Source organism: Actinacidiphila oryziradicis (genome assembly GCF_005047355.1).
GTDB classification, from domain to species: Bacteria; Actinomycetota; Actinomycetes; order Streptomycetales; family Streptomycetaceae; genus Actinacidiphila; species Actinacidiphila oryziradicis.
Genome location: NZ_SUMC01000030.1, coordinates 89,114 through 112,728 on the forward strand (window position 1 = coordinate 89,114; position 23,615 = coordinate 112,728).

At 70.2% G+C, this 23,615-nt stretch carries 17 protein-coding genes; 12 read left to right on the plus strand and 5 right to left on the minus strand.

All coding sequences use genetic code 11. The features are described 5' to 3' along the window. Positions 1–25: 25 nt before the first annotated feature. From FCI23_RS27915 to FCI23_RS27930, 4 genes are all read left to right on the plus strand, one after another. A complete protein-coding gene (locus FCI23_RS27915) occupies positions 26–499 on the plus strand; it encodes an ATP-binding protein (protein ID WP_136726705.1) in 474 nt (157 codons plus the stop codon). Positions 500–861: 362 nt separating this feature from the next. Next, positions 862–3,267: a sodium-translocating pyrophosphatase gene (locus tag FCI23_RS27920; protein WP_136726706.1), complete on the plus strand. Its 2,406-nt coding sequence runs from the start codon at positions 862–864 to the stop codon at positions 3,265–3,267. Between the two features lie 229 nt (positions 3,268–3,496). After that, complete coding sequence (locus FCI23_RS27925) at positions 3,497–4,048, plus strand: small secreted protein (protein ID WP_136726725.1); 552 nt, start codon at positions 3,497–3,499, stop codon at positions 4,046–4,048. Between the two features lie 67 nt (positions 4,049–4,115). Continuing rightward, positions 4,116–5,636 (plus strand): DUF7059 domain-containing protein, encoded by a 1,521-nt coding sequence (locus FCI23_RS27930; RefSeq protein WP_456318839.1) that lies wholly within the window; start codon positions 4,116–4,118, stop codon positions 5,634–5,636. Positions 5,637–5,733: 97 nt separating this feature from the next. On the opposite strand, the gene FCI23_RS27935 is transcribed toward FCI23_RS27930, so the two are convergent. Together FCI23_RS27935 and FCI23_RS27940 are read right to left on the minus strand one after the other, a co-directional pair. Then, the gene (locus FCI23_RS27935; RefSeq protein WP_136726708.1) at positions 5,734–5,997 is read right to left on the minus strand and encodes a TM2 domain-containing protein; all 264 of its coding nucleotides are present in this window, start codon (positions 5,995–5,997) and stop codon (positions 5,734–5,736) included. A gap of 165 nt (positions 5,998–6,162) precedes the next feature. Further along, on the minus strand, positions 6,163–6,597 hold the full coding sequence (locus tag FCI23_RS27940) for a DUF2752 domain-containing protein (RefSeq protein ID WP_407646036.1): 435 nt from the start codon (positions 6,595–6,597) through the stop codon (positions 6,163–6,165). A 103-nt stretch (positions 6,598–6,700) separates the two neighbouring features. On the opposite strand from FCI23_RS27940, the gene FCI23_RS27945 reads away from it, so the two are divergent. The 5 genes from FCI23_RS27945 to FCI23_RS27965 all read left to right on the plus strand — a co-directional run bounded on the left by FCI23_RS27945 (position 6,701) and on the right by FCI23_RS27965 (position 15,000). Further along, positions 6,701–6,949: a hypothetical protein gene (locus FCI23_RS27945; RefSeq protein WP_322973902.1), complete on the plus strand. Its 249-nt coding sequence runs from the start codon at positions 6,701–6,703 to the stop codon at positions 6,947–6,949. Positions 6,950–7,210: 261 nt separating this feature from the next. Further along, positions 7,211–10,078, plus strand: coding sequence for a type I DNA topoisomerase (gene topA, locus FCI23_RS27950; RefSeq protein WP_136726710.1), 2,868 nt, complete (start codon positions 7,211–7,213; stop codon positions 10,076–10,078). 133 nt (positions 10,079–10,211) lie between these two features. Further along, positions 10,212–13,211, plus strand: coding sequence for a dTMP kinase (gene tmk / locus FCI23_RS27955; RefSeq protein ID WP_136726711.1), 3,000 nt, complete (start codon positions 10,212–10,214; stop codon positions 13,209–13,211). A gap of 533 nt (positions 13,212–13,744) precedes the next feature. Next, the gene (locus FCI23_RS60165; protein ID WP_246144091.1) at positions 13,745–14,302 is read left to right on the plus strand and encodes an AfsR/SARP family transcriptional regulator; all 558 of its coding nucleotides are present in this window, start codon (positions 13,745–13,747) and stop codon (positions 14,300–14,302) included. Then, positions 14,299–15,000: a DsbA family oxidoreductase gene (locus FCI23_RS27965; protein ID WP_136726712.1), complete on the plus strand. Its 702-nt coding sequence runs from the start codon at positions 14,299–14,301 to the stop codon at positions 14,998–15,000. Before FCI23_RS60165 ends, FCI23_RS27965 begins: the two co-directional genes overlap by 4 nt. A gap of 21 nt (positions 15,001–15,021) precedes the next feature. Here FCI23_RS27965 and FCI23_RS27970 read toward each other — a convergent pair whose 3' ends face one another. Next, the gene (locus FCI23_RS27970) at positions 15,022–16,794 is read right to left on the minus strand and encodes a sigma-70 family RNA polymerase sigma factor (RefSeq protein WP_136726713.1); all 1,773 of its coding nucleotides are present in this window, start codon (positions 16,792–16,794) and stop codon (positions 15,022–15,024) included. Between the two features lie 341 nt (positions 16,795–17,135). Then, positions 17,136–17,831: a TetR/AcrR family transcriptional regulator gene (locus FCI23_RS27975; RefSeq protein WP_136726714.1), complete on the minus strand. Its 696-nt coding sequence runs from the start codon at positions 17,829–17,831 to the stop codon at positions 17,136–17,138. Positions 17,832–18,019: 188 nt separating this feature from the next. On the opposite strand from FCI23_RS27975, the gene FCI23_RS27980 reads away from it, so the two are divergent. Further along, positions 18,020–19,483, plus strand: a complete 1,464-nt coding sequence (locus FCI23_RS27980) for an NAD(P)/FAD-dependent oxidoreductase (protein WP_136726715.1) — start codon at positions 18,020–18,022, stop codon at positions 19,481–19,483. 68 nt (positions 19,484–19,551) lie between these two features. After that, positions 19,552–21,183 carry an ATP-binding SpoIIE family protein phosphatase gene (locus FCI23_RS27985; RefSeq protein WP_136726716.1) on the plus strand — a complete coding sequence of 544 codons (1,632 nt, stop codon included), beginning with the start codon at positions 19,552–19,554 and terminating at the stop codon, positions 21,181–21,183. A gap of 67 nt (positions 21,184–21,250) precedes the next feature. Here the strand turns inward: FCI23_RS27985 and FCI23_RS27990 are convergent, their stop codons facing one another. Then, on the minus strand, positions 21,251–22,540 hold the full coding sequence (locus FCI23_RS27990; RefSeq protein WP_136726717.1) for an MFS transporter: 1,290 nt from the start codon (positions 22,538–22,540) through the stop codon (positions 21,251–21,253). A 117-nt stretch (positions 22,541–22,657) separates the two neighbouring features. On the opposite strand from FCI23_RS27990, the gene FCI23_RS27995 reads away from it, so the two are divergent. Continuing rightward, positions 22,658–23,218, plus strand: coding sequence for a MarR family winged helix-turn-helix transcriptional regulator (locus tag FCI23_RS27995; RefSeq protein WP_136726718.1), 561 nt, complete (start codon positions 22,658–22,660; stop codon positions 23,216–23,218). The last annotated feature ends 397 nt before the right edge of the window (positions 23,219–23,615 follow it).

The window sequence follows — 23,615 nt, forward strand, 5'->3', positions numbered from 1 at the left end:
CGCCCACAGGCACGAGGGGGAGGCCATGCCCACCGTAGAACTGCTCTTCAGCGCACTGCCGGAGCACGTCCGCACTGCACGTCTGGTGGCGGCTGCGGTAGCTCGCAGAGCAGGGGTGGACGAGGCCGTCCTCGATGAGGTCCGGCTCGCTGTGGGCGAGGCGTGCAGCCGGGCTGTCGGTCTGCACCGGGCCGGCGGTCTTGACCGGCCCGTGCGGGTGGTGCTGACCGACGAGGAGAAGAAGTTCTCCATCGAGGTCGGCGACGAGATCCCCGGCCGCGCCGCGCCCGGCGACGCCGATGGAGTGCCGGCGCGCGCGGATGAGCCCGCGTCCCACCCCGAGCCTTCTTCCGCGCAGCTCTCCGAGGATTCCGAGGAGGAGAGCGAGATGGGTCTGGCTGTGATCAGCGGCCTGGTGGACGACCTCGAGGTCATCGCGAACGAGAACGGCGGCCTCATCCGGATGAGCTGGCCGCTCGCTCCGGCTGTCGTTTCGTAGCCCGCCCTCGCCCTCGCTTCGCCCCGCCTCGCGGCCTCTTCCGTAGCGCCTTCAGCGCCTTCTGTAGCGCTTTTTGCGGCGCCATCCGTGGCGGGTGGTCCTTCACCCGTTTCAGCCACCTCGCACCCCCGGTCACCCGATCGTGCGTCCACTCGCGGGTCGGCGCCTCACCTATTACGGTGAATTCTGTCGGTGCGGGTGCCTTTGTATTCCCGGCCTCAGGCGAATTTACGCTCCTGCGCCCTGTTTTGATCTAGTTGGGCTCCCTACAATCCGTCCATCTTTGCTCAGCTCGCCTGAGTGTCGCGGCTCTCAAAGTCGCAAGAGCCGCGCGCCCATGCGCCAAACGTCAAGGAGGACGAATGGCGGGGCCACTTACCCCTCACACGCACGACTTCGCCCGGAACCTGGCTGCCTCACCGGTGCTGACCGACGGCAACCGCAATCTGGTACTGGTCATCGCGGTCGTCGCGTTGGCTGCACTGGCGCTCGCAGCGGTGCTGGTACGACAAGTGCTCGCCGCCGACGAGGGCACCGACAAGATGAAGGAGATCGCGAGTGCCGTCCAGGAAGGAGCGAACGCCTACTTGGCGCGGCAGTTCCGCACACTGGGCGTTTTCGCCGTCGCCGCTTTCTTCCTGCTCATGCTGCTGCCCGCAGACAACACCTCGCAGCGCATCGGACGCAGTGTGTTCTTCCTGGTCGGCGCCGGGTTCTCGGCCGTCACCGGTTACATCGGCATGTGGCTCGCGGTGCGCAGCAACGTACGCGTCGCCGCCGCCGCACGGGCGGCGACGCCGGCGCCCGGGGAGCCGAAGGCCGACCTGACGGCTGTCTCGCACCGCGCCATGAAGATCGCCTTCCGTACCGGCGGTGTGGTCGGCATGTTCACGGTCGGCCTGGGATTGCTGGGCGCCTCCGTCGTCGTCCTCGTCTACAAGGCGGACGCCCCCAAGGTGCTGGAGGGCTTCGGATTCGGCGCGGCGCTGCTGGCGATGTTCATGAGGGTCGGCGGCGGTATCTTCACCAAGGCCGCCGACGTGGGCGCCGACCTCGTCGGCAAGGTGGAGCAGGGCATCCCGGAGGACGACCCGCGCAACGCCGCGACCATCGCCGACAACGTCGGCGACAACGTCGGCGACTGCGCGGGCATGGCCGCCGACCTCTTCGAGTCGTACGCCGTCATGCTGGTCGCCGCGCTGATCCTCGGCAAGGTGGCCTTCGGCGACTCCGGGCTGGCGTTCCCGCTGCTCATCCCGGCGATCGGGGTGCTCACCGCGATGGTCGGCATCTTCGCGGTCGCGCCACGCCGCGCCGACCGTAGCGGCATGACCGCCATCAACCGCGGCTTCTTCATCTCCGCCGTCATCTCGCTGGTCCTGGTCGCGGTGGCGGTCTACGTCTACCTGCCGTCCAGCTACGCGGACCTCAAGGGCGTCTCCAGCGACATCTCGGGCCACCCCGGTGACCCGAGGGTCCTGGCGCTGGTCGCGGTCGCCATCGGCATCGTGCTGGCCGCGCTGATCCAACAGCTCACCGGCTATTTCACCGAGACCACCAGGCGTCCCGTCCAGGACATCGGCAAGACCTCGCTCACCGGGCCGGCCACCGTCGTGCTGTCCGGCATCGCCCTCGGCCTGGAGTCGGCGGTCTACTCGGCCGTGCTGATCGGGCTCTCGGTCTACGGCGCCTTCCTGCTCGGCGGTACGTCGGTGTGGCTGGCGCTCTTCGCGGTCGCGCTGGCCGGCACTGGTCTGCTCACCACGGTCGGCGTGATCGTCGCCATGGACACCTTCGGACCGGTCTCCGACAACGCCCAGGGCATCGCCGAGATGTCCGGCGACGTCCACGGCGAGGGCGCCCAGGTCCTCACCGACCTGGACGCGGTCGGCAACACCACCAAGGCGATCACCAAGGGCATCGCCATCGCGACAGCGGTGCTCGCCGCGACCGCGCTCTTCGGCTCCTTCAAGGAGGCGATCGATACAGCCGTCGCCAAGGCCCACCCCGCCGCGTCCGACGCACGATGGCTCAACCTCGACATCTCCCAGCCGAACAACCTGGTCGGGCTGCTGCTCGGCGCGGCCGTCGTCTTCCTCTTCTCGGGGCTCGCCATCAACGCCGTATCGCGGTCGGCGGGCGCGGTGGTCTTCGAGGTGCGGCGGCAGTTCCGCGAGCACCCCGGGATCATGGACTACACCGAGAAGCCGGAGTACGGCCGGGTCGTCGACATCTGCACCAAGGACGCGCTGCGCGAGCTCGCCACGCCCGGCCTGCTGGCGGTTCTCGCACCTATTGCGGTCGGTTTCTCGCTCGGCGTCGGCTCGCTCGCCTCCTACCTGGCGGGCGCGATCGGAGCGGGCACGCTCATGGCCGTCTTCCTCGCCAACTCCGGCGGCGCCTGGGACAACGCCAAGAAGCTCGTCGAGGACGGCCACTACGGCGGCAAGGGCAGCGAGGCGCACGCCGCGACCGTCATCGGCGACACGGTCGGCGACCCGTTCAAGGACACCGCAGGTCCGGCGATCAACCCGCTGCTGAAGGTGATGAACCTGGTGGCGCTGCTGATCGCCCCCGCGGTGGTCAAGTTCAGCTACGGCCAGGACGCGAACCTGGGCGTCCGGATCGGTGTCGCCGCCGTCTCGATCGTCACCATCGTCGGCGCGGTCTACGTCTCCAAACGGCGCGGCATCGCCGTCGGGGACGAGGGCGACGAGGGTGGCTCCGAGCCGACCCGGCGATCAACCGACCCGGCGGTGGTCTCCTAGGCAGTGGCTTAGCGGAGACGCCGTCAATTACGGCGTCAGTATCGTGGCGGGCGTCACCCCTTTGGGGTGGCGCCCGCCACGATGTTGTACGAGCGTCGCGTACGTCACGGGTTACCTGGTGCAAATGGCTTTAAATAGTTATGAATGGTGCGACCGAATGGTGGTCCGCACCCCGAGGGCGTGTAGGTTCCGGGGCCGTAGAGCCACGGAAGGAACAGACATAGTGAAGATGAAACTCGCGGCAGCGCTGTCCGGTGCGGCTCTGGTGATGGCCCTCGCGGGATGCGGCGACAACTCCAACAGCAAGCTGAACGCCTGGGCGAAGACTGTCTGCGATCAGGCCTCCACACAGGTCAAGAAGATCAACGACGCCAACACGGCGATCACCAAGGTCGACAGCGCCGGCAAGCCCGCCGATGTGAAGAACGCGGACTCCGCCGCCTTCCAGCAGATCTCGGACGCCTACAAGTCCCTGGCCGGCATCGTCAGCAAGGCGGGCGACCCGCCGGTCAAGAACGGGACCAAGCTCAAGACGCAAGCGGTCAACGACCTCAACCAGCTCTCCACTTCCTACTCCAACCTCAAGAAGCAGGTCGACGGGCTCAACACCGCAGACCAGGCGAAGTTCGCCGACGGCCTGAAGGCTGTGTCGGACAGCCTCGGCAAGGTGAGCAAGACCGGCGGGCAGGCGCTTGACAGTCTCCGGCAGGGAGATGTCGGGGCCGCGATGGCCAAGCAGCCCGGCTGCCGGAGCGCCAGCGCTTCGCCGAGCGCGTCCTGAGCGCACCCGCGACCGAAGCGGCGCACGCCGGCCCTGGCCGTCCGGGAGAATGGACCCTGTGAACACCATGCACCTTCCCGCTGCGGACCCGGACCGCATCTCCCGGTTGCGCGACGCGCTGCGTACCGCCGCGTTCACCCCCGACGGCTGCCTGGAAGTGCTGGGCGCGACCGCGTTCGCCGCGCTCTCCCGGGCGGAGACCGTGCCCTCGCTGCGCGCCACGCGCGGGGACACGCCGATCGAGACACTGGTGCGGCTGTTCCTGCTGCAGCAAACCGTCCCATATACGCGGGCCCGCGAGGCGCTGCCCGTGGAGGAGTGCCTCGCTGACGGCTGGCTCGTACGCGACCGGGACGCCGACGGCGGGGACGCGGTGCGCGCGACGGTTGACGTACGGCCCTACGGGGGCGAGGCGGGCGAGGACTGGTGGATCGTCTCGGACCTCGGGTGCGCGGTCGGTGGGGCGGCCGGGATCGGGGCGGTGCCCGGCGTCGCCCGGGAGGACGTGGTCTTGGGCGTGGGCGGCGCGTCCACCACGCTCGCCGGGATCACGGTGCGTACGCCGGTGGGCAGCGCACTCGACCTCGGCACCGGCTCCGGGGTGCAGGCGCTGCACGCGTCCCGGCACGCCACGCGGGTCACGGCGACCGATCTGAACCCACGCGCCCTGCACTTCGCGCGGCTGACGCTGGCGCTGTCCGGCGCGCGGGAACCGGCCCTGAGACAGGGGAGCCTCTTCGAGCCGGTCGGTGAGGAGCGGTTCGACCTGATCGTGTCCAACCCGCCGTTCGTGATCTCACCGGGCAGTCGCTTCACGTACCGGGACGGCGGTATGGCGGGCGACGACCTGTGCCGCACGATCGTCCAGCAGTCAGCCGAGCATCTGAACGACGGCGGCTACTGCCAGCTGCTCGCCAACTGGCAGCACGTGGCGGGAGAGGACTGGCGCGACCGGATCAGTGGCTGGGTCCCGCAGGGCTGCGACGCGTGGATCGTGCAGCGGGAGGTCCAGGACCCCGCACAGTACGCCGAACTGTGGCTGCGCGACGGGGGCGACCATCAGACGGACCCGGCTTCCTATGCCGCCCGGTACGACGCCTGGCTGGAGGAGTTCGACCAACGCAAGGTCAAGGGCGTCGGCTTCGGCTGGATCACGATCCACAAGTCCGGCGCCGACCGCCCCGACGTGATCGCCGAGGAGTGGCCGCACCCCGTCGAGCAGCCGCTCGGTACGCACATCGGCGCCTGGTTCGACCGCCGGAGCTTCCTGCGTACGCACGATGACGCCGCGCTCCTCGAAGCCAGGTTCCGGCTCGCCGACGAGGTCGTCCAGGAACAGGTCGGCCTTCCCGGCGCGGAGGACCCGGAACATGTGGTGCTGCGCGCCAACCGGGGCATGCGGCGCGCCTCCAAGGTCGACACCGTCGGGGCCGGCTTCGCCGGGGTCTGCGACGGCACCCTCCCGGCCGGCCGGATCCTGGATGCCATCGCCCAACTCCTCGGCGAGGACCCGGTGGTGCTCCGGGACCGTACGCCGGAGGCTATCCGGCTGCTGGTCGAGCAGGGCTTCATCGAGCCTGCCGAATGACGAGCACCGGGCACCGGGCACTGAGCAGTGAGTAGTGAGCACTGAGTGCGGCACGGCCAAGCACGTGTGACCGTGCCGCAGAGGGTGCCGACACCTGTCAGCTGCGCAGCGTGCGCCCCTGGGCGTCGGTGCGGTCGTTGCTGGTGAGGAAGATGATGCCGTCGATCAGCGACCAGACGCCACAGCCGCCGCACGTGAAGAGCTGGCCGAGCGCCATGCCGGTGTGGCCGGTGTAGAAGCGCCCGATGCCGAGCCCGCCGAGGAGGATCTGGAGGATGCCGGCGGTGACCTTGGACTTGTCCGAGAGCGGCCGCCCGGCGGCGTCGTAGCCGAACGGGGCGTCAGGGGTGGGCGTTGCCACGGAGGATGCTCCTTGCAGAAGGGACGAAACGGCAGGGGTGAGCACACACCTGCGCCTTGTCCCCCCGCCAGAAAAGCTGATTCTCACACTGGAAATCGGCCAATGTCTCGTGTGACCGCGTCACGTCACCCAACCGTGACCAACCCAACCGTGCCCAACGGGCCGCTACAGCGTGTTGCGCAACACGGCCCAGGCCACCGCCACGCCGAGCACGACGGCCTGCCCGTAAGGGCGCAGGACGGGCTGGTAGGACCTGCCGCGCAGCCCCTCGGCCAGCCAGCGCCCGTAGAGATAGAGGCCCGCAGGGCTGACGAGCAGTAGCAGGGCGTTGTCGTGGAACGCGGCCGCGAAGTGTCCGTGCATCAGGTCGTAGGCCATGCGGGTGCCGCCGCACGCGGGGCAGAGCAGACCGGTCGCCCAGTTGAACGGGCAGCGGGGCAAAAAGTGTCCTGGCTGGTGCGGATCGGTGCCCCAGAGGTATGCGGCCCCCGCGATACCGGTGACCACGGACCCGAGCGCGAGCGCGCGGTTGCGGCGTCGCACAGCGTCCGGTGCCGGTGTCGCAGCCAGGGCCGGCCCTGGTGCCGTCGTGTCAGCCACGGCAGTTATCTTGCCACGCGACTCACGCGGCTGTTTTCGGACAGTCGTTTGGGGCTTCATTCATCCGGGGTTTGCTGGGAGGCCGCCATGATGCCGTCCCGCTGTGGCAGCCTCCGGCGCACGACGGGCGCACGACGCACAAAGGGGCGACGAGGATGGAAAGCGCACCGGCGTTCTTCGCCATGGGATGGTCTTCGCGCTCTTCGGCGCCGGGCTGCTGCTGTGGTCGGCGAGGTGCGTGATGCGAAACGTGCCGGTGGCACAGCATGCCGGGCCGGTCGCCGCCGTCATTGTCACGGCCTGCGGAGCGATCTCCCTCCTCGTCGGCGTCTGGTGTTTCCTACGCGTCTGAGCGCACCGATGGCGTATCCCGGTACTGGCCCCGTCCCGTAGCCGGGCCTCTCGGAAGGCCCCGCTCCGGCCCGGCGCACGCGGGGCGGACCCAGGGCGGACGCAGCGCAGAAATCTACCGTCATGTGGGCCCGCGCGGCAGGGATGGCGGTTGTCGGGTTACCGTTCGAGTGGCGTTGTGGGGTTTTCCCGTTTGACACGGGACCGGGATGTACGGTCACACTCCGCAGCGGAAGTCCTTCGACCGGAGAGAAGAGCGAAGTTGTCCCCGACCCACGAGACCGCATCCGGCGGCCGCCGACTCGTTATTGTCGAGTCGCCCGCCAAGGCGAAGACGATCAAGGGCTATCTCGGCCCGGGTTACGTGGTCGAGGCCAGCGTCGGGCACATCCGCGACCTGCCCAACGGGGCCGCCGAAGTGCCGGCCGAGTTCAAGGGCCAGTCCTGGGCGCGCCTCGGCGTCAACGTCGACAGTGACTTCCAGCCGATCTATGTCATCAATGCCGACAAGAAGGCGCAGGTCAAGAAGCTAAAGGACCTGCTGAAGGACTCCGACGAGCTGTTCCTGGCAACAGATGAGGACCGGGAGGGCGAGGCCATCGCCTGGCACCTCCAGGAAGTCCTCAAGCCCAAGGTCCCGGTCCGCCGGATGGTCTTCCACGAGATCACCAAGGACGCCATCCAGGCCGCCGTCCGCAATCCCCGCGAGCTGAACCAGCGCCTGGTCGACGCGCAGGAGACCCGCCGGATCCTCGACCGCCTCTATGGCTACGAGGTCTCGCCGGTCCTGTGGAAGAAGGTCATGCCGCGCCTGTCGGCGGGCCGCGTACAGTCCGTCGCCACCCGTCTCGTCGTCGAGCGCGAACGCGAGCGCATCGCCTTCCGCTCCGCCGAATACTGGGACCTCACCGGCACCTTCGCCACCGGCCGCACCGGCGACGCCACCGACCCCGGCGTCTTCGCCGCCCGCCTCACCGGCGTCGACGGCCGCCGCATCGCCCAGGGCCGGGACTTCAGCTCCACCGGCCGGCTCAAGGAGAGCGCGACCGTCCTCCACCTGGACGAGGCCGCCGCCCGCACGCTGGCCGCCGCGCTCCAGGACAGCGACTTCTCCGTACGCAGCGTCGAGTCGAAGCCGTACCGGCGCTCGCCATATGCGCCGTTCCGCACGACCACCCTCCAGCAGGAGGCGGCGCGCAAGCTCGGCTTCGGTGCCAAGTCCACCATGCAGGTCGCCCAGAAGCTGTACGAGAACGGCTTCATCACCTATATGCGTACGGACTCCACCACGCTGTCGGAGACCGCCATCACCGCCGCCCGCGCCCAGGTCACCCAGCTGTACGGCGCCGCCTACCTCCCCGACAAGCCTCGCGTCTACACCGGCAAGGTCAAGAACGCCCAGGAGGCGCACGAGGCGATCCGCCCCTCCGGCGACCGCTTCCGCACCCCCGCCGAGACCGGCCTCACCGGCGACCAGTACCGGCTCTACGAGCTGATCTGGATGCGTACCGTCGCGTCCCAGATGAAGGACGCGGTCGGCCAGTCCGTCACCGTGAAGGTCGCCGGGCGCTCGGCTGACGGCCGGGACGCCGAGTTCTCCGCGTCCGGCAAGATCATCACCTTCCATGGCTTCATGAAGGCGTACGTCGAAGGCGCAGACGACCCCAACGCCGAGCTCGACGACCGTGAGCGCCGTCTGCCGGCCCTCTCCGAGGGCGACGCCCTGCGCGCCGAGGAGATCGCCGCCGACGGCCACGCCACCAAGCCCCCGGCCCGCTACACCGAGGCCTCGCTGGTCAAGGAGCTGGAAGAGCGCGAGATCGGCCGCCCCTCGACGTATGCGTCCATCATTGGCACCATCCTCGACCGCGGATATGTTTTCAAGAAGGGCACGGCCCTCGTGCCGTCCTTCTTGTCGTTCGCCGTCGTGGGTCTGCTGGAGAAGCACTTCGGGCGGCTCGTCGACTACGACTTCACCGCCAAGATGGAGGACGACCTCGACCGCATCGCCCGCGGCGAGGCCCAGTCAGTGCCGTGGCTGCGGCGCTTCTACTTCGGCTCCGGCCAGGAAGCGGACCGTCAGCCGCAGGGCCCCTCCGCCGCCGACGCCGGCAATGGCGACGGCGACCACCTCGGCGGGCTCAAGGAGCTCGTCACCGATCTGGGCGCGATCGACGCCCGCGAGGTGTCTTCCTTCCCCGTCGGCAACGGCATCGTGCTGAGGGTCGGACGGTACGGCCCGTACGTCGAGCGGCCGAGTGACATCGAGGGCGAGCCCGGCCAGCGCGCCGATGTACCGGACGACCTTCCGCCGGACGAGCTCACCGTGGAGCTGGCCGAGGAGTTCCTCGCCAAGCCCAGCGGCGACTTCGAACTCGGTACCGACCCCGCGACCGGCCGCCAGATCGTCGCCAAGGACGGCCGCTACGGGCCGTACGTCACCGAAATCCTTCCCGAGGACACCCCGAAGACCGGCAAGAACGCCGTCAAGCCGCGTACCGCGTCCCTCTTCAAGTCCATGTCACTCGATACGGTGACGCTCGAGGACGCCCTCAAGCTGATGTCCCTCCCGCGCGTCGTCGGCGTGGACCCCGAGTCCGGCGCCGAGATCACCGCGCAGAACGGCCGCTACGGGCCGTATCTGAAGAAGGGCACCGACTCACGGTCGATCGGCAGCGAGGAGCAGCTCTTCACGATCACCCTCGACGAGGCCCTGGCCATCTACGCGCAGCCCAAGCAGCGTGGCCGCGCCGCCGCCAAGCCCCCGCTGAAGGAACTGGGCACCGACCCGGTCAGCGGGCAGCCGGTCGTCGTCAAGGACGGCCGCTTCGGCCCGTATGTGACCGATGGCGAGACCAACGCCACGCTCCGGCAGGACGACAGCGTCGAGGCCATCACCCCGGAGCGCGGGTACGAGCTGCTGGCCGAGAAGCGGGCCAAGTCCCCGGCGAAGAAGACTGCCGCGAAGAAGGCCCCGGCGAAGAAGGCCCCGGCGAAGAAGGCCACAGCCAAGAAGGCGACAGCTGCCGCAAAGAAGACAACCGCGGCCAAAACCACGACCGCCCAGAAGGCGCCCAGCAAAAAGGCGCCCGCCAAGAAGACGGCCGCGGCGGCCAAGGCGGCCGACTAGCCCTGCTCCGACGGGCCGGCGCCGCCGGCCAGGCCGCCCGGTACCAGCTCCCGGCAGCGCCCGCACCCATGTCCGCAGCCCGCGTGTTCGGGCGGATAGTCATGGACCACCTTGCTCCGGATAGGCTGGCAGAATGACGCGATCCGAGCATCCAGCCGATCTCGCCGCCGACTCCCGCGAACGTGCGGTGGGCGCACTCCTCAGGATCCCGCCATTGCGGAAACTGTGGGGCGCCCAACTGACGGGGGCGGTCGCCGACCGACTCGGGCTGCTGGTGCTGCTCGGGCTCACCGTGCAGGCAGCGACCATGGCACAGACCTTCGGTGGCGGCTACCGCGGAGCGGCCTTCGCGGTAGCCGCGGTATTCGGCGTACGAGTGGTCGCCGCCCTGCTCTTCGGCGCCGTACTCCTCGGCCCCCTCAGTGCGCTCATCGCGCCCGGCGGCGTGCTCGACCGGCGCTGGACCATGATCGGCGCGGATGGCGTACGGCTCGCTTTGCTGCTTGTCGCGCCCCTGTGGATCGACTGGACCCCGGACTCGGCCGTCGCCTGGCTGCTGATAACGGTCTTCGTCGTGGGTGCCGCCGAGCGCCTGTGGAACATCGCCAAGGACGGCGCCGCGCCCGGGCTGCTCCCGAATCCGGCACCAGGTGACGGAATAGTCCGCCCGGCACCCGACACCCTCTCCACCCTGCACAAGCTCGACCTCCGAACCGCCTTTGTCGCGCTGCCCCTCGCCGCCGCCGTGCTCGTTGTCGTCAGTCTTGTGGGCAATCTGCTGGCCGTCGGCGTCGGCTGGTTCGGCGCCCACCAGGTCGCGCTCTCCTCCTACGTCGCGGCCGGGCTCTTCTCCGCCTCCGCCGCCGTCCTGTATCTCCTGGAGCTGCCGAACGCGCCCACCGCGCGCCCGCGCCCACGCTCCCCCCTGGAGGGCCTGCGTGTTCCCGACCGCGGCCGTACCGGCGCCATCCCCCTCTTCGTCCTGGCCACCGCCGCCACGGCCGGAGCGATCGCCGCCGCCGTCTCCGTCGCCGTACTCCATTCCGCCGGTCTCGGCGGCGGCCCCACCGGTTTCGGACTCCTCGTACTGGCGCTGACCGCCGGCACCGTCCTCGGCATCCGTGTCGCCCCACGCACGCTGCCCGCGCTGTCCCGGCGCCGCCTGTTCGCCATCGCCATCGCCGTCACCGGGCTCGCCCTGCTCCTCACCGGGCTGGTCCCCGACCCGACCACGGTGCTGCTGCTCGCACTGCTCGCGGGTACGTCCGCCGGTGTGACCGCCAACACCGGCCACACCCTCATCGACCAGGAGGCCGAGGAGCCGCGCCGCGCCCGCACCACGGAACATCTGCACGCCGTCGTACGCGTCCTCGCGGCCTTCGCCGCGGTCGTCGCCCCCCTGCTGGCCGGCGTGATCGGTCCGCGCCGCGTCACCAACGGTCACTTCACCTTCGATCACGGTGGCGCCGCCTACACCCTCATGCTCGTCGGTGCGCTGCTGCTGCCGGTCGCCGCGGTTGTGCTCGGCAAGACCGACGACCGCCAGGGCGTGCCGCTCCGGCGCGACCTGCGTGAGGCGCTCCGCGGCGGCGAACCCGCGCAGAGGCCGACCTCCAGCGGCTTCTTCCTCGCCATCGAGGGCGGCGACGGGGCCGGCAAGTCCACCCAGGTCGAGGCGCTCGCCGACTGGATCCGAGACAAGGGCCACGAAGTCGTTGTGACCCGGGAGCCGGGCGCGACCGCGGTCGGCAAGCGGCTGCGATCGATCCTGCTGGACGTGTCGAGCGCCGGGCTGTCCAACCGGGCAGAAGCCCTGCTGTACGCCGCCGATCGCGCCGAGCATGTCGATTCCGTCGTCCGGCCCGCCCTCGAGCGCGGCGCCATAGTCATCTCCGACCGCTACATCGACTCCTCCGTCGCCTACCAGGGCGCGGGGCGCGACCTCGCTCCGACCGAGATCGCGCGCATCTCGCGCTGGGCGACGGACGGCCTTGTGCCTCATCTCACGGTGCTGCTCGACGTCTCCCCCGAGACCGCCCGCGAGCGCTTCACCGAGGCCCCGGACCGGCTTGAGTCCGAGCCCGCCGAATTCCATCAGCGAGTACGCGCCGGTTTCCTCGCGCTCGCCGCCGCCGATCCGGCCCGCTATCTCGTCGTCGACGCCGGCCAGGAGCCAGAGGCTGTCACGACTGTCCTACGGCACCGGCTCGACCAGGCCCTTCCCCTCTCCGAGAAGGAGATCGAGGCCCGGGAAGAAGCGCGGCGCCTGGCGGAAGAGGCCGCCCGTAAGCGAGCAGAAGAAGAAGCCGCCCGCAAGGCGGAAGAAGAGCGGCTCAAGCGCGAGCGCGAGGCCCAGCTGGAAAGGCTTCGACAGGAAGAGGCGGAGCGGAAGCGGCTCGATGAGGAGGCCGCCCGCCGCGCTGCCGAGGAAGCCGCTGCCGCGGAGGCCGCGCGTCGCGCCGAAGAAGCGCGGCGGCTCGCCGAGGAGGAGCGCGTACGCCGCGAAGCGCAGGAGCGCGTCCAGCGCGAGGAAAAGGAGCGGCTGCGCCGCCAGGCCGAGGAGCAGGCCCGGCTGCGCGCAGAGGCGGAGGAACGGCGCCTGGACCGGCAGCGCAAGGCGGAGGAGGCGCTGCTGAGGGCGGAGGAGGCGCGAAGCGCTGCTGCGGCGGCTTCGGCGGCTGCGGCCGCCGCCGCGGCTGCCTCGGCGCCGGAGCCGATCCCGGAACCCGTCAACGAGGCCGCCGAGGCCGACGGAACTCACGAAGAGGACACGCGGACCATCGAGGTGCCGCGTCCGGCTGCGTCGGCTTCCTTCGACGCCGAGGAGACCGCCGTCCTGTCGCCGGTCGTGCCCGTCGAGATCGATGCCGAGCAGACCGCTGTCCTGCCGCCCGTGCGGCCCGTGCAGGCCGAACCCGCGACTCCCGCTGAGGAGCCTGTGGACCGAGTGCCGCCCGGCTTCTTCCGTTCCGAGGGCGACATGGGCGACGGGCCCACCCGCGAGTTTCCCGCCGTCGCGCCACCGGCCCAGCCTTCTCGCCGGTCCCGGCCGTCATGGGCCGAGGAGACGCCGCTGGATGACTTGCCGTCGCTTGCGGATGAGTTGCTCGGGCCCCATGAGGATGATCGCTGACGCGGTTCGCGGTTTTTGCCCACGCGGCGGCACCGGCCCGCCCGGCGCTGCGGCGTGCCCGTTCGGCGTGCCTGAGCCCTCGGCTATCTGATGGCCCCGGGCAATGGGCGGTAGACGCCGGAATGAGGTCGTGCGGTACCCCTGATCCTGGGCTCGACAGCGGCGCGCAGCGCACAAGGGACTGCCATCGCGTTGGGTGGCGGCCGCCTGTGTGCGCTGCTGCCCACGCCGGCGCTGCGGGCGCCCCACACGGCGTCCGTTGAGGCGCTGATCGAGGATGTGTGGGGGCGGAGCCGCCGCAGGATGCGCCGGGGGCGTTGCAGGCGTTGTCGGGGCGGCTGCGGAGGGCGCCGGGGAGGGAGGTCATCTCCTCGGGCCCGGGCGGATACCGGTTGCTTGCCGAGGTGCAGGACATCGATCTGCGCGCTTTCGAGCGGCTCGTACGTGAGGGCGGCGCGGCGCTCCCGCGGTGGCCGGCGCCGGCGGACCTGCCGGGCCGGAAGCCGGCCGGGGCGGGCCCGGAGGCGCTGCGGATGACGGCGCTGCACCGCGGGGTTGACGCGGATCTGGCGCTGGGCCATGCCGGGGAGGTGCTGCCGGAGTTGCGGGAACTGGTAGCGGACCACCCGTTGGACGAGCCGTTCCATGCGCAGCTCATCCGTGCGCTGCGCGCGATCGAGGGCTCGGCCGAGGCGCTGGTGGCGTACGAGGAGGCCCGGCGCGTGTTCGCCGACCACCTGGGCGCCGATCCTGGCCCCGAACTGGCGTCGCCGCACGTGGAGTCGCTCGTCGGCACGCGGCCCCGGCTCCAGCCGCGTGAAGAGACGGGAAAGCGGCAAGGCAATCTCCGCGCCCGCCGCCCGCCTGCACGGTGCCGCCGACGCCCCGCGTGGACCGCTGCCGCGCACGGTGCCGGACCAGGCGGACCCGCGTACGGTCGAGGGCGCCGCGCGTGCCGCGCTCGGCGACGCCGCGTACGACAGCGCCCGTGCCGAGGGCCGGCCCTTGGACCCGGACACGGCGCACGCGCTGCTCGCGGGAATGAAATCGGGAATGAAATGGGGCATGGATTCCGTTCCAGTGCCTCATGAAGGTGGAGATCTACAGTGACATCGCCTGCCCCTGGTGCTACGTCGGCAAGCGCCGCTTCGAGCGTGCCCTCGCCGCCTTCCCACAGGCCGACTCCGTAGAGGTGGTGTACCGCCCCTACCAGCTCGTCCCGGACAAGTCCGAACAGCCCGAGCCGCACCGGCAGTACCTCACCCAGCGGTTCGGTCCCCAGGCCGAAGCAATGGACGCGCGTCTCGTCGAGCTCGGGCGTGTCGAAGGGCTCCCCTTCGACCTCGACCGCGCCATCGAGAACAACACGCTGCTCGCACACCGGCTGCTCTGGCACGCCCTCACCGTCTATGGCCCCAAGGTCCAGGGTGCCCTCAAGGACCGCCTCCTCACCGCCCACTTCGCCGAAGGCGCCGACATCGGCGACCGTCACACCCTGGCGGACCTCGCCGCCCAAGCCGGCGTCGACCGCGACGGGGCGGCTGCCTTCCTCGCCTCCGACGACGGCCGGGAAGAAGTTCTCGCCGAGATTGACGAGGCCCGGCAGCTCGGCATCACAGCCGTCCCCACCTTTGTCTTCGAGGGCCAGTGGGCTGTCCAGGGCGGCCAGGAGTCCTCGACCTTCCTCAGCGTGCTCGAGCAGGTCGCGAAGGGGACGGGCGCCACGGTGTCGGCCGCCCCGGCGGGCGACACCTGTGCGGACGGTGCCTGCGAGGTCCCGGCCCCCTGAGGCCATGTGCGCAGGGACGCGTCACTGACCGCAGGTGATACGCGGCATGGCCCAGTCGGCGACATTCACCGGCTGCGACGGATTCGTCGCCTCGACGACGAGCCGGATCGTCTCCCGCCCGGAAACCGCCACATGGACGGGCACCGCCGGGTCACCGCCGTGCAGGACGCCGGACTGCCAGAGCCGGGCCCCGTCGCCGTAGACGGAGAAGCGGGCCGCGCCGAGCCCCAGAGCCAGGTCGTCGATGCCGGCCAGGGCGTCGTATGACGTACAGGCGCGATTGAGGTCGATGAGGACGGACGACGGGGTGCTGACGGTCAGCCCGTGACTGTAGCTCCTGCCGCCGGCCGAGAGCCCCCGGCGCTGCCAGACCCAGTTGCTGACGGTGGCCCGGATGGTGGGCGTGGTGCCGTTGCCGATGCCGGTGTGGCCGAATTGGCTGACCGGGTAGATCTGCGGCGCCGGAGTGGGGGTCGGGGTCGGGCTCGGGCTCGGTGTGGGTGTCGGTGTGAGTGTGGGCTTGGGAGAAGGAGTCGGCTTCGGCGTCGGCTCGGGCGTGCGGAACATCACCGGAGCCGGCCTGGAGCCGGCCGCCGGGGCCGTGGGGGAAGGCGGAGCCGAGGACGGGCTCGGTTTGGGGCGAGGCGAGGGCCGGGCCGGTACGACCGGCGCTGCCGAAGGCTTCTTCGCCGCCTGCACCGGCGCCTTGCCGCCGCCACCGGTCAGTACGACCGCGAGCGCCACCCCGGCAGCCGCGACGACCACACCCGCCGCGATGGCCGTCTTCACCGGCGCCCCCAGCCCCTCGGCCGCCGCCGCGCCACCCGAAGCCGTACCGCCCGCCGAAGAGCCGCCCGCGGCACCCGCAGCGGCGCCCGCGGCACCCGCAGCGGCGCCCGCGGCACCCGCAGCGGCGCCTGCGCCGGCCACGGCGGCACCGCCCGCCGCCACCCCGGCCGCCTTCGCCACGTACGCCGTGGCGAACCAACCGATGACCGCGACCGGCAGCAGTCCCTTGAGCGCCGCATTGACGTCGGCCAGTTCCGCCGCCGCCAGCCGGCATCTCGCGCACCTTGCGAGGTGCTTGCGCAGCTCCCTGTCGGCCCGTGTCCGCAGGCCCTCGCGCACATGAGCGCCCAGCCGGTCGGCGTACCGCGTACAGGAGGCCTCGGCGGTCGGCGTGGAGCTGACGTGGGCCCGCAGATACGCCTGACGCAGCCCCTCACGCGCCCGGTGCGCGAGCACGGCGGTCGCGTTGGCGGTCAGCCCGAACAATGGCGCGATCTCGCTCGGCGACTCCTCCTCCACAGCGGTGTGCCACAGCACGGTCCGCCAGCGCTCCGGCAGGGTCAGGAACGCCTGGTACGCCGGCGATTGCTCGGCCTCGCGCATGGCCAGTACGTCCGGGCCGGGATCCAGCCCGCTCCCGGAACCCGAGGCCTCGTTCGTGGACGACCCGGCCGCCGACACGGCGAACGCCGCGAAGTCCTCGACCAAATGCTCCCGCTTGGCGGTGGCGCCCCACACCGCGGCGACCCGCCGCACCGTCGTCAGCAGATAGGCCCTTACCGCTGAATCCGGCCCGCTGCCGCCCCGGATCGCCTGGAGCGTGCGCGCGAAGACCTCGCCGGTCAGATCCTCCGCCGTATACCCGTCCCGGCAGCAGCCGCGTGCGTAACGCCGTACGGAATCGGCGTGCCGTCGGTACAGATCCTGGTATGCGCTGTCGTCCCCGCCCCGCACCCGAGTGACGAGGTCGGCGTCCGACGGAGGCACGTGCGACAAGGAGTCCATTGGCTCGAACAATGAATCCGAGAAATCTGATCGATCCAAGCGATCCGAAAAACCCGAGAAACCGATAATGGCCGGATCTCGCTGTCCCGGCACCCGATGCGATGGCAGTTCTCCGCCGCGCCCCGAGCCCAAGTCCCCCGAGTTCGAGTCTCCCGAGCCCGAGTCCCCCGGCCCCGAAGCGGACGCCGACTCCCCGATTCCCTCATCCACGGCGCCAGACTGTCACATGCCGGAAGCCCCGCAAGCTGCCCGCCGCAGGAACCACTCGTCCGGGGAGTTTTCACTCCCGGACGAGTGGACGCCACCCGATCGGGGCAACTTTCTCGCGCCGTCGCCAGTGGTCACTCCTTTACGCCCGGCCGGGAGCGCAAGCCCTCCAGCAGGATGTCCAGCAGCCGGGCCGAGGCCGCCGCCTGTTGTACCGGATCCGGCAGCGAAGGAGCCGCCGTCGCGATCACCAGCAGCACGTCCGCGACGGCCACATCCCCGCGCAGCTCGCCGGATCTACGGGCCCGGTCGACCAACTGCCCGACCACATCCAGCAGCGCCGGCACCCCGGAGTCGTCGGCCGCCTCCGCGGCCACCGCCCGCACGCTTCGCTGCTGGGGCACCCGCGTCTCGTCCGGCAGGGCGGACTGCTGCACCTGGAGCACCTCGGGCGGCAACAGCCGCCCCGCACCCGAGGCCACCGACGTCCGCAGGAACCGCGAGAGCGCCGACCACCCCTCGTCCTCCAGGCCGAGCGCGGTCCGCGCCTGCTCGGTGAGCCGTTCCGTCTCCTCCTCGGCTATCCGCCGGACCAGGACGTCCTTGCTCGGGAACCGTCGGTACACCGTCCCGACACCGACTCGCGCCCGCCGCGCCACATCTTCCATCGGCGCCCCGTACCCGGACTCGCCGAAGACCTCACGCGCCGCCCGCAATACGTGTTCCAGATTGCGCTGGGCGTCCACCCGCAGCGGGGCCGACCGGCCCGCTTCGCTGTCGCCCTCGGCTGTAGCCATCGCGGTGGCCCACTGCTGATCCTGAATATGCATATGTCTTCCCCCGGAAATCACGTCTCCCCCCGGAGACATTCCCACCCCTATGACGGCCGGGACGCGGATCTCGCGCACACCGGCGGAGTACGAACATAGTTGAGGCCCGCGCAAGATTGAAGGGGGTCTGAGAGACGATCACCGTATGCCCTGTGGACAAACCCCCGTTCGCCCCCTGTGATGGAGCAATGGGAGCGACGAAGGAGTCCGCCGAGGAGCGCACGGTTCCGCGCATTCTCGTGGTCGGTGGCGGCTATGTCGGTATGTACACCGCCTTGCGCCTGCAACAGAAGCTCAAGCTCGAACCCGGGGGTCGGTCCAGGGCTCAGTCCAGGGTCAAGTCCTGGGCGAAGCCGCGGTCCAGGGCGCCGGAGGCGGAGATCGTAATCGTCACGGCGCAGCCGTACATGACGTACCAGCCCTTCCTTCCCGAAGCCGCGGCCGGCTCGATCTCGCCCCGGCATGTGGTCGTTCCGCTGCGGCGCGTCCTGGGCCGCTGCCGGATCGTCATCGGCGAGGCCCACCGCATCGACCACTCCAAGCGCGTGGCGACCGTCTCCACCCTCGCCACCGAGGAGGAAGGTTCCGCCGACATCGACATCCCGTACGACCAGCTGGTCATCGCCCCCGGCTCCGTCTCCCGCACCCTCCCGATCCCCGGCCTCGCCGAACACGGGATCGGCTTCAAAACCGTCGAAGAGGCCATCGGCCTGCGCAACCACGTGCTCGAACAGCTCGACATCGCCTCCTCGACCCGCGATGTCGAGGTCCGCGACGCAGCCCTCACCTTCGTGTTCGTCGGCGGCGGGTACGCGGGCGTCGAGGCGCTCGGCGAGCTGGAGGACATGGCCCGGTACGCCGCGCGGTACTACCACAACGTCACCGCCGACGACATGAAATGGGTCCTCGTCGAAGCCGCCGACCGGATCCTCCCCGAAGTCGGCGATGAGATGGGCCGCTACGCCATCCATGAACTGCGTGGCCGTAGCATCGACATCCGCCTCAACACGCGCCTGGAGTCCTGCGAGAACCGCGTCGCCGTCCTCGACGACGGCTCCCGCTTCCCCACCCGTACGGTGGTGTGGACCGCCGGAGTCAGAGCGCACCCGATGCTGGACCACACCGACCTGCCCCGCGACGACCGCGGCCGTGTCAAAGGCACCGCCACCCTCCGCGTCGAAGGCACCGACAACGCCTGGGTGGCCGGTGACGCGGGCGCCGTCCCGGATCTCAACGCCGGCCAGGAGCGGGACGCTGCGGGCGGAGTGTCGGGCAGGGTGCTCCTGGCCCCCAATGCCCAGCATGCCGTCCGCCAGGCCAGGGTCCTCGCGGACAACATCGTCGCCACACTGCGCGGCGAGCCCGTCAAGGAGTACCGGCACAAGGACGCCGGTTCCGTAGCCTCGCTCGGCCTGCACAAGGGCGTCGCGTACCTCTACGGTCGTAAAGTCAAGGGGTACCCCGCGTGGTTCATACACCGCGCCTACCATCTGAGCCGGATGCCCACTTTCAACCGCAAGGCCCGAGTACTGGCGGAGTGGACCTTGTCCGGGCTCTTCAAACGCGAGATCGTTTCCCTGGGATCGTTGGAGCATCCGCGCGCCGAGTTCGAACTGGCAGCCAATGACGGCCGGAAGCCGGACGCACCCTGACACACTGGGGCTGTGACCATGCGTGCGTCAGCACCTGCAAAGAGTGACAAATACGAGGAATCGGACGTTTGAACCTCACGCGTTGGAGCGCCCGGCTCCCCGGAACACAGCGACGCAACGCCGCGGTCCCCGCTGCACGGGGCGAGGGCGGCGACCCTCCCGAGACCCCGCCACCAGTCGGCACCGACGGCGCAGGCGTGAGCGGACTGTCCGTCCCGGACGTCCTCGGCCAGGTCCCGGCCCTCATCGCCGTCACCTACGGCCCTCACCACCGCCTCGGCTACGTCAACGACGCGTACGCCGATGTCTTCGGCCCCCGCAAGCCCGGCGAACCCGCCCGCGAGGCCCTCCCCGAACTCGACGAGCTCGGCCTCCTGCCCCTCATGGACCAGGTCTTCCGCAGCGGCAAGCCCCGCACCGTCAAGGCCCGCAAGGTCGCCCCGCCGACCGCCTCCCGCCAGGGCTACTTCACCTTCACCTGCACCCCTGTGCAGGCCGAGGGCGAGGGCGGCGTCCTTGTCTTCGCCGCCGACGTCACCGACCAGGTCCAGTCCGCCGACCGCCTGCGCGACAGCGAGCGCGAACTGCGCGAGACCGCCGTCACCCTCCAGCGCAGCCTCCTCCCCCAGGAGCTGGAACAGCCCGACGACCTCCGTGTCGCCGCCACCTACCAGCCAGGCGGCACCGAAGCCGCCGTCGGCGGCGACTGGTACGACGTCATCACCCTCGGCGCCGGCCGCACCGCCCTCGTCATCGGCGATGTCATGGGCCGCGGTGTCCGCGCCGCAGCCGTCATGGGTCAGCTCCGCACCGCCGTACGCGCCTACGCCCGGCTCGACCTCCCGCCGCACGAAGTCATCCAGCTTCTCGACGGCCTCGCCGCCGAGATCGACCCCACCCAGATCGCCACCTGCGTCTACGCCGTCCACGACCCCAGCGAGGGGCGGCTCTCCTACGCCAGCGCCGGGCACCTCCCCATCCTCGTACGGGACCCCGACGGCATCGTCCACCGTGCAGACGAACCCAACGGGCCGCCGCTGGGCACCGGCGGATGGATCCACACGTCCGGATGCATCTCCCTTCGCCCCGGCTCCACCGCCGTCCTCTACACCGACGGCCTGGTCGAACGCCGCGGTGAGGACCTCGACGAGGGCGTCGAGTCCCTCAGACGCGCCCTCGCCGGTGCCACCGGCACCCCGCACGTCATCTGCGACCGTCTGCTCCGGGCCCTTGGCGTCACCTCCGAACACGACGACGACGTGGCTGTGCTCGTGCTTCAGTACCCCGATCACGAGGGCGCTTCCGTCGAGCTCTTCCGCAACGCCTCCCTGGAACTGCTCGGCGGCATCGAAGCCGCCCCCCGCGCCCGTGCCTTCGCCCAGGGCGTCCTCGCCTCATGGCGCTTCCCCGTCGAGCTGCGCGACCTCGGCGTTCTCGCCGCCAGCGAAATGGTCGCCAATTCCTTGCAGCACGGCACCCCGCCCATGCGGCTCCGGCTACGCCGCACCAACCGCCGTCTGATCATCGAAGTCACCGACGGTGACGATCACCTGCCACGCCGACGCCGCGCCGAACCCGGCGACGAAGCCGGACGCGGCATCTCCATCATCGCCACGATCGCCTCCAACTGGGGATCGCGGCGTACGCCCGGCGGCGGCAAGGCCGTCTGGTGCGAATTCGCGCTGCCGCAGTCGCACTGACCGACGGTTTCCCCCACCCACCCGCCCCCTCCCGGGTCGGGTGGGTGGGACCCGCCCCGGCAACGGCTCAACGGCCTGCGGCCGCCGGTACCCGGGCCGGGCCGCGGGCCACAATGCTGCTCCGCCCGGCAGGGCAGTCCTGCGCCGGAGCGAGCAAGCGCCCCAGCCGGAGGCTGAGCCACGTAATGCCCAGCGAGCAGGCGACAAGCATCGTGATGTACGCCCCGTACAGCCCGGCACCGGCCAGCAGGCCGCCCACCGCCGGGCCGACCGCCAGGGCAAGCTGCTTCACCAGCGCGAACGCGGAGTTGTACTGCCCCACCAGCCGGGGCGGCGCCAAATCCGCCACCAGCGGCGCCACCGTCGGCGACAGCATCGCCTCGCCGAGCCCGAAAATCGCATACGTAGAGATCAACAGCGCGGTCGCCACGGCGTGAGCCGAATGCACCAGCCCCGACGCCCCGGCCCCCAGCCACGCGACTGCCCACAGCGCTCCTACCGCAGCGATGACGCGGCTGCGCCGCCGCCGCTCGACCGTGCGCAGGATCAGGAACTGCGCCGCCACGATCATTGCCGTGTTCGCCGCCAGGGCGATCCCCAGTGTCGACGGTGAGATCCGCGTGACCTGCGTCGCGAACGCCGCGAGTCCCGACTCGAACTGCCCGTAGCAGGCGAAGAACAGCACCGCGCCCAGCACACACAGGCGAACCATCGCCTTGTCGGCGAGGAGCGTCCGCCACCCGTTCGCGGGCTTCTCGGCGGTCGGCGCGGGCCCCGGACGCAGCGTTGCCCTCGGCAGCCGGACGGACGCCACCACGGCAGCCAGCACCAGGAACATCGTGGCCTCGACCGTGAACAGGACCGTGAAGGACCCCGGCCGTGACGTGTCCACCATCAGGCCGCCGATCAGGCCGCCAATGCCGAGTCCCAGGTTGTTGAGGAAGAACTGCGTCGCGAAGGCCCGGGAACGGGTCTTCGGCGTCGAGCACCATACGATCAGCGTCGCCAGCGCCGGCTGCATGATCGCGATCCCCGCTCCCATCACCACGGACGCCGCCACAGCCGCGACCGCGCTCGTCGCGAGCCCGAGCCCCATCGCCCCGAACGCCGCCGCCACGGACCCGGCCAGCAGAACAGGCAGCGGACCGCTCCGGTCGATGGCCCGGCCGGTGAACGGCAGCACCGCGAGCGCCGCAACGGCGAACGCGGACAGCACCACACCGGCGGTACCGGCCCCAAGGCCCCGCACCTGCGCTACGTAGACGAAGAGAAACGGAACCGTGAAGCCGTTGCCGAACGCGCTCAGCGCGTTCCCCAGCTGGATCCGGCGCAGCGCGGTGCCCATCTCGGTGGTCACACCCACCCCCTAGGTAGTTGTTCATTGAGCCCGAAAGACTTCAGAGCTAAAGTTCGAATCTAAACGGTACATCTCTGAAGTCTTCAACGCCAACGAGTTCAGTGCCATACTCATTCCATGACCGCAGCCGACCGGCCCCCCGGTCCTCCGCCGGAGCTGGACCTCGATGAGCAGATCGCGATCTACCAGCGCGAATATCCCGAGGTCGACCCCCAGGTCGAGAAGGCCGTCACCGCGCTGGGGCGCCTTACCCGGCGCATGAACGTCGCCTACGCCCGCCAGCTCTCCGCCGTCGGCATCAGCAACGCCGAGTGGGAGGTCCTCAAAGCTCTCCTCGTCGTCGGCAAGCCCTACCGCCTCGGCCCCGGCGACCTCGCCAAGCGGCTCGGTCTCACCCCGGCCGCCATGACCCACCGCATCGACCGCATGGTCGCCGAGGGTCTGGTCACCCGCGAGCGGGACGAGACCAACCGCGTAAGAGTCATCGTCGAGCTGACGGACGAGGGCCGCGGCAAATGGCTCGAGACGATGCGCATGGCCTCAGCCTTTGAACAGGACCTCCTGCAGGACCTGTCCCCCGACGAGCGCACGCAGCTGGGGGAAGTACTTGAACGGCTCCTCCGTCGTGTCGAGGCGACCCAGCCCGACGCCGGCGGTAGGCTCGAAGACCTCGGTTGACATCGGGCAGGCGGCTGGGTAATGTTCTTCGAGTTGCCCGCCGGTGAACGCCGACCACGGTCGGCCCCGAGGCAGCCATTCCGCAATCACACGAACGTCAAGTCGTCATGGCTTCGGCGTGCGTAATTGCGAAATGAGGAACCGAAAACGCTCGATTGGACCGAGCGGGCGAGGATCCGCTAAAGTTTCACTCGTCGGAACGGCCGAGAGGCCGGGAAGACAAAAGTAAGAATCCCGCCAGCGGGAATCGGGCCTGAAAGGGTCTGGTAAGCTGGGAAACACGAAGGGAAAGCCCGGAGGGGCCGGTGAGACGGTCTCGAAGGAAGCTTCCGTTCCTTGAGAACTCAACAGCGTGCCAAAAGTCAATGCCAGACTATAAAATACCCCGGGCAGGCCG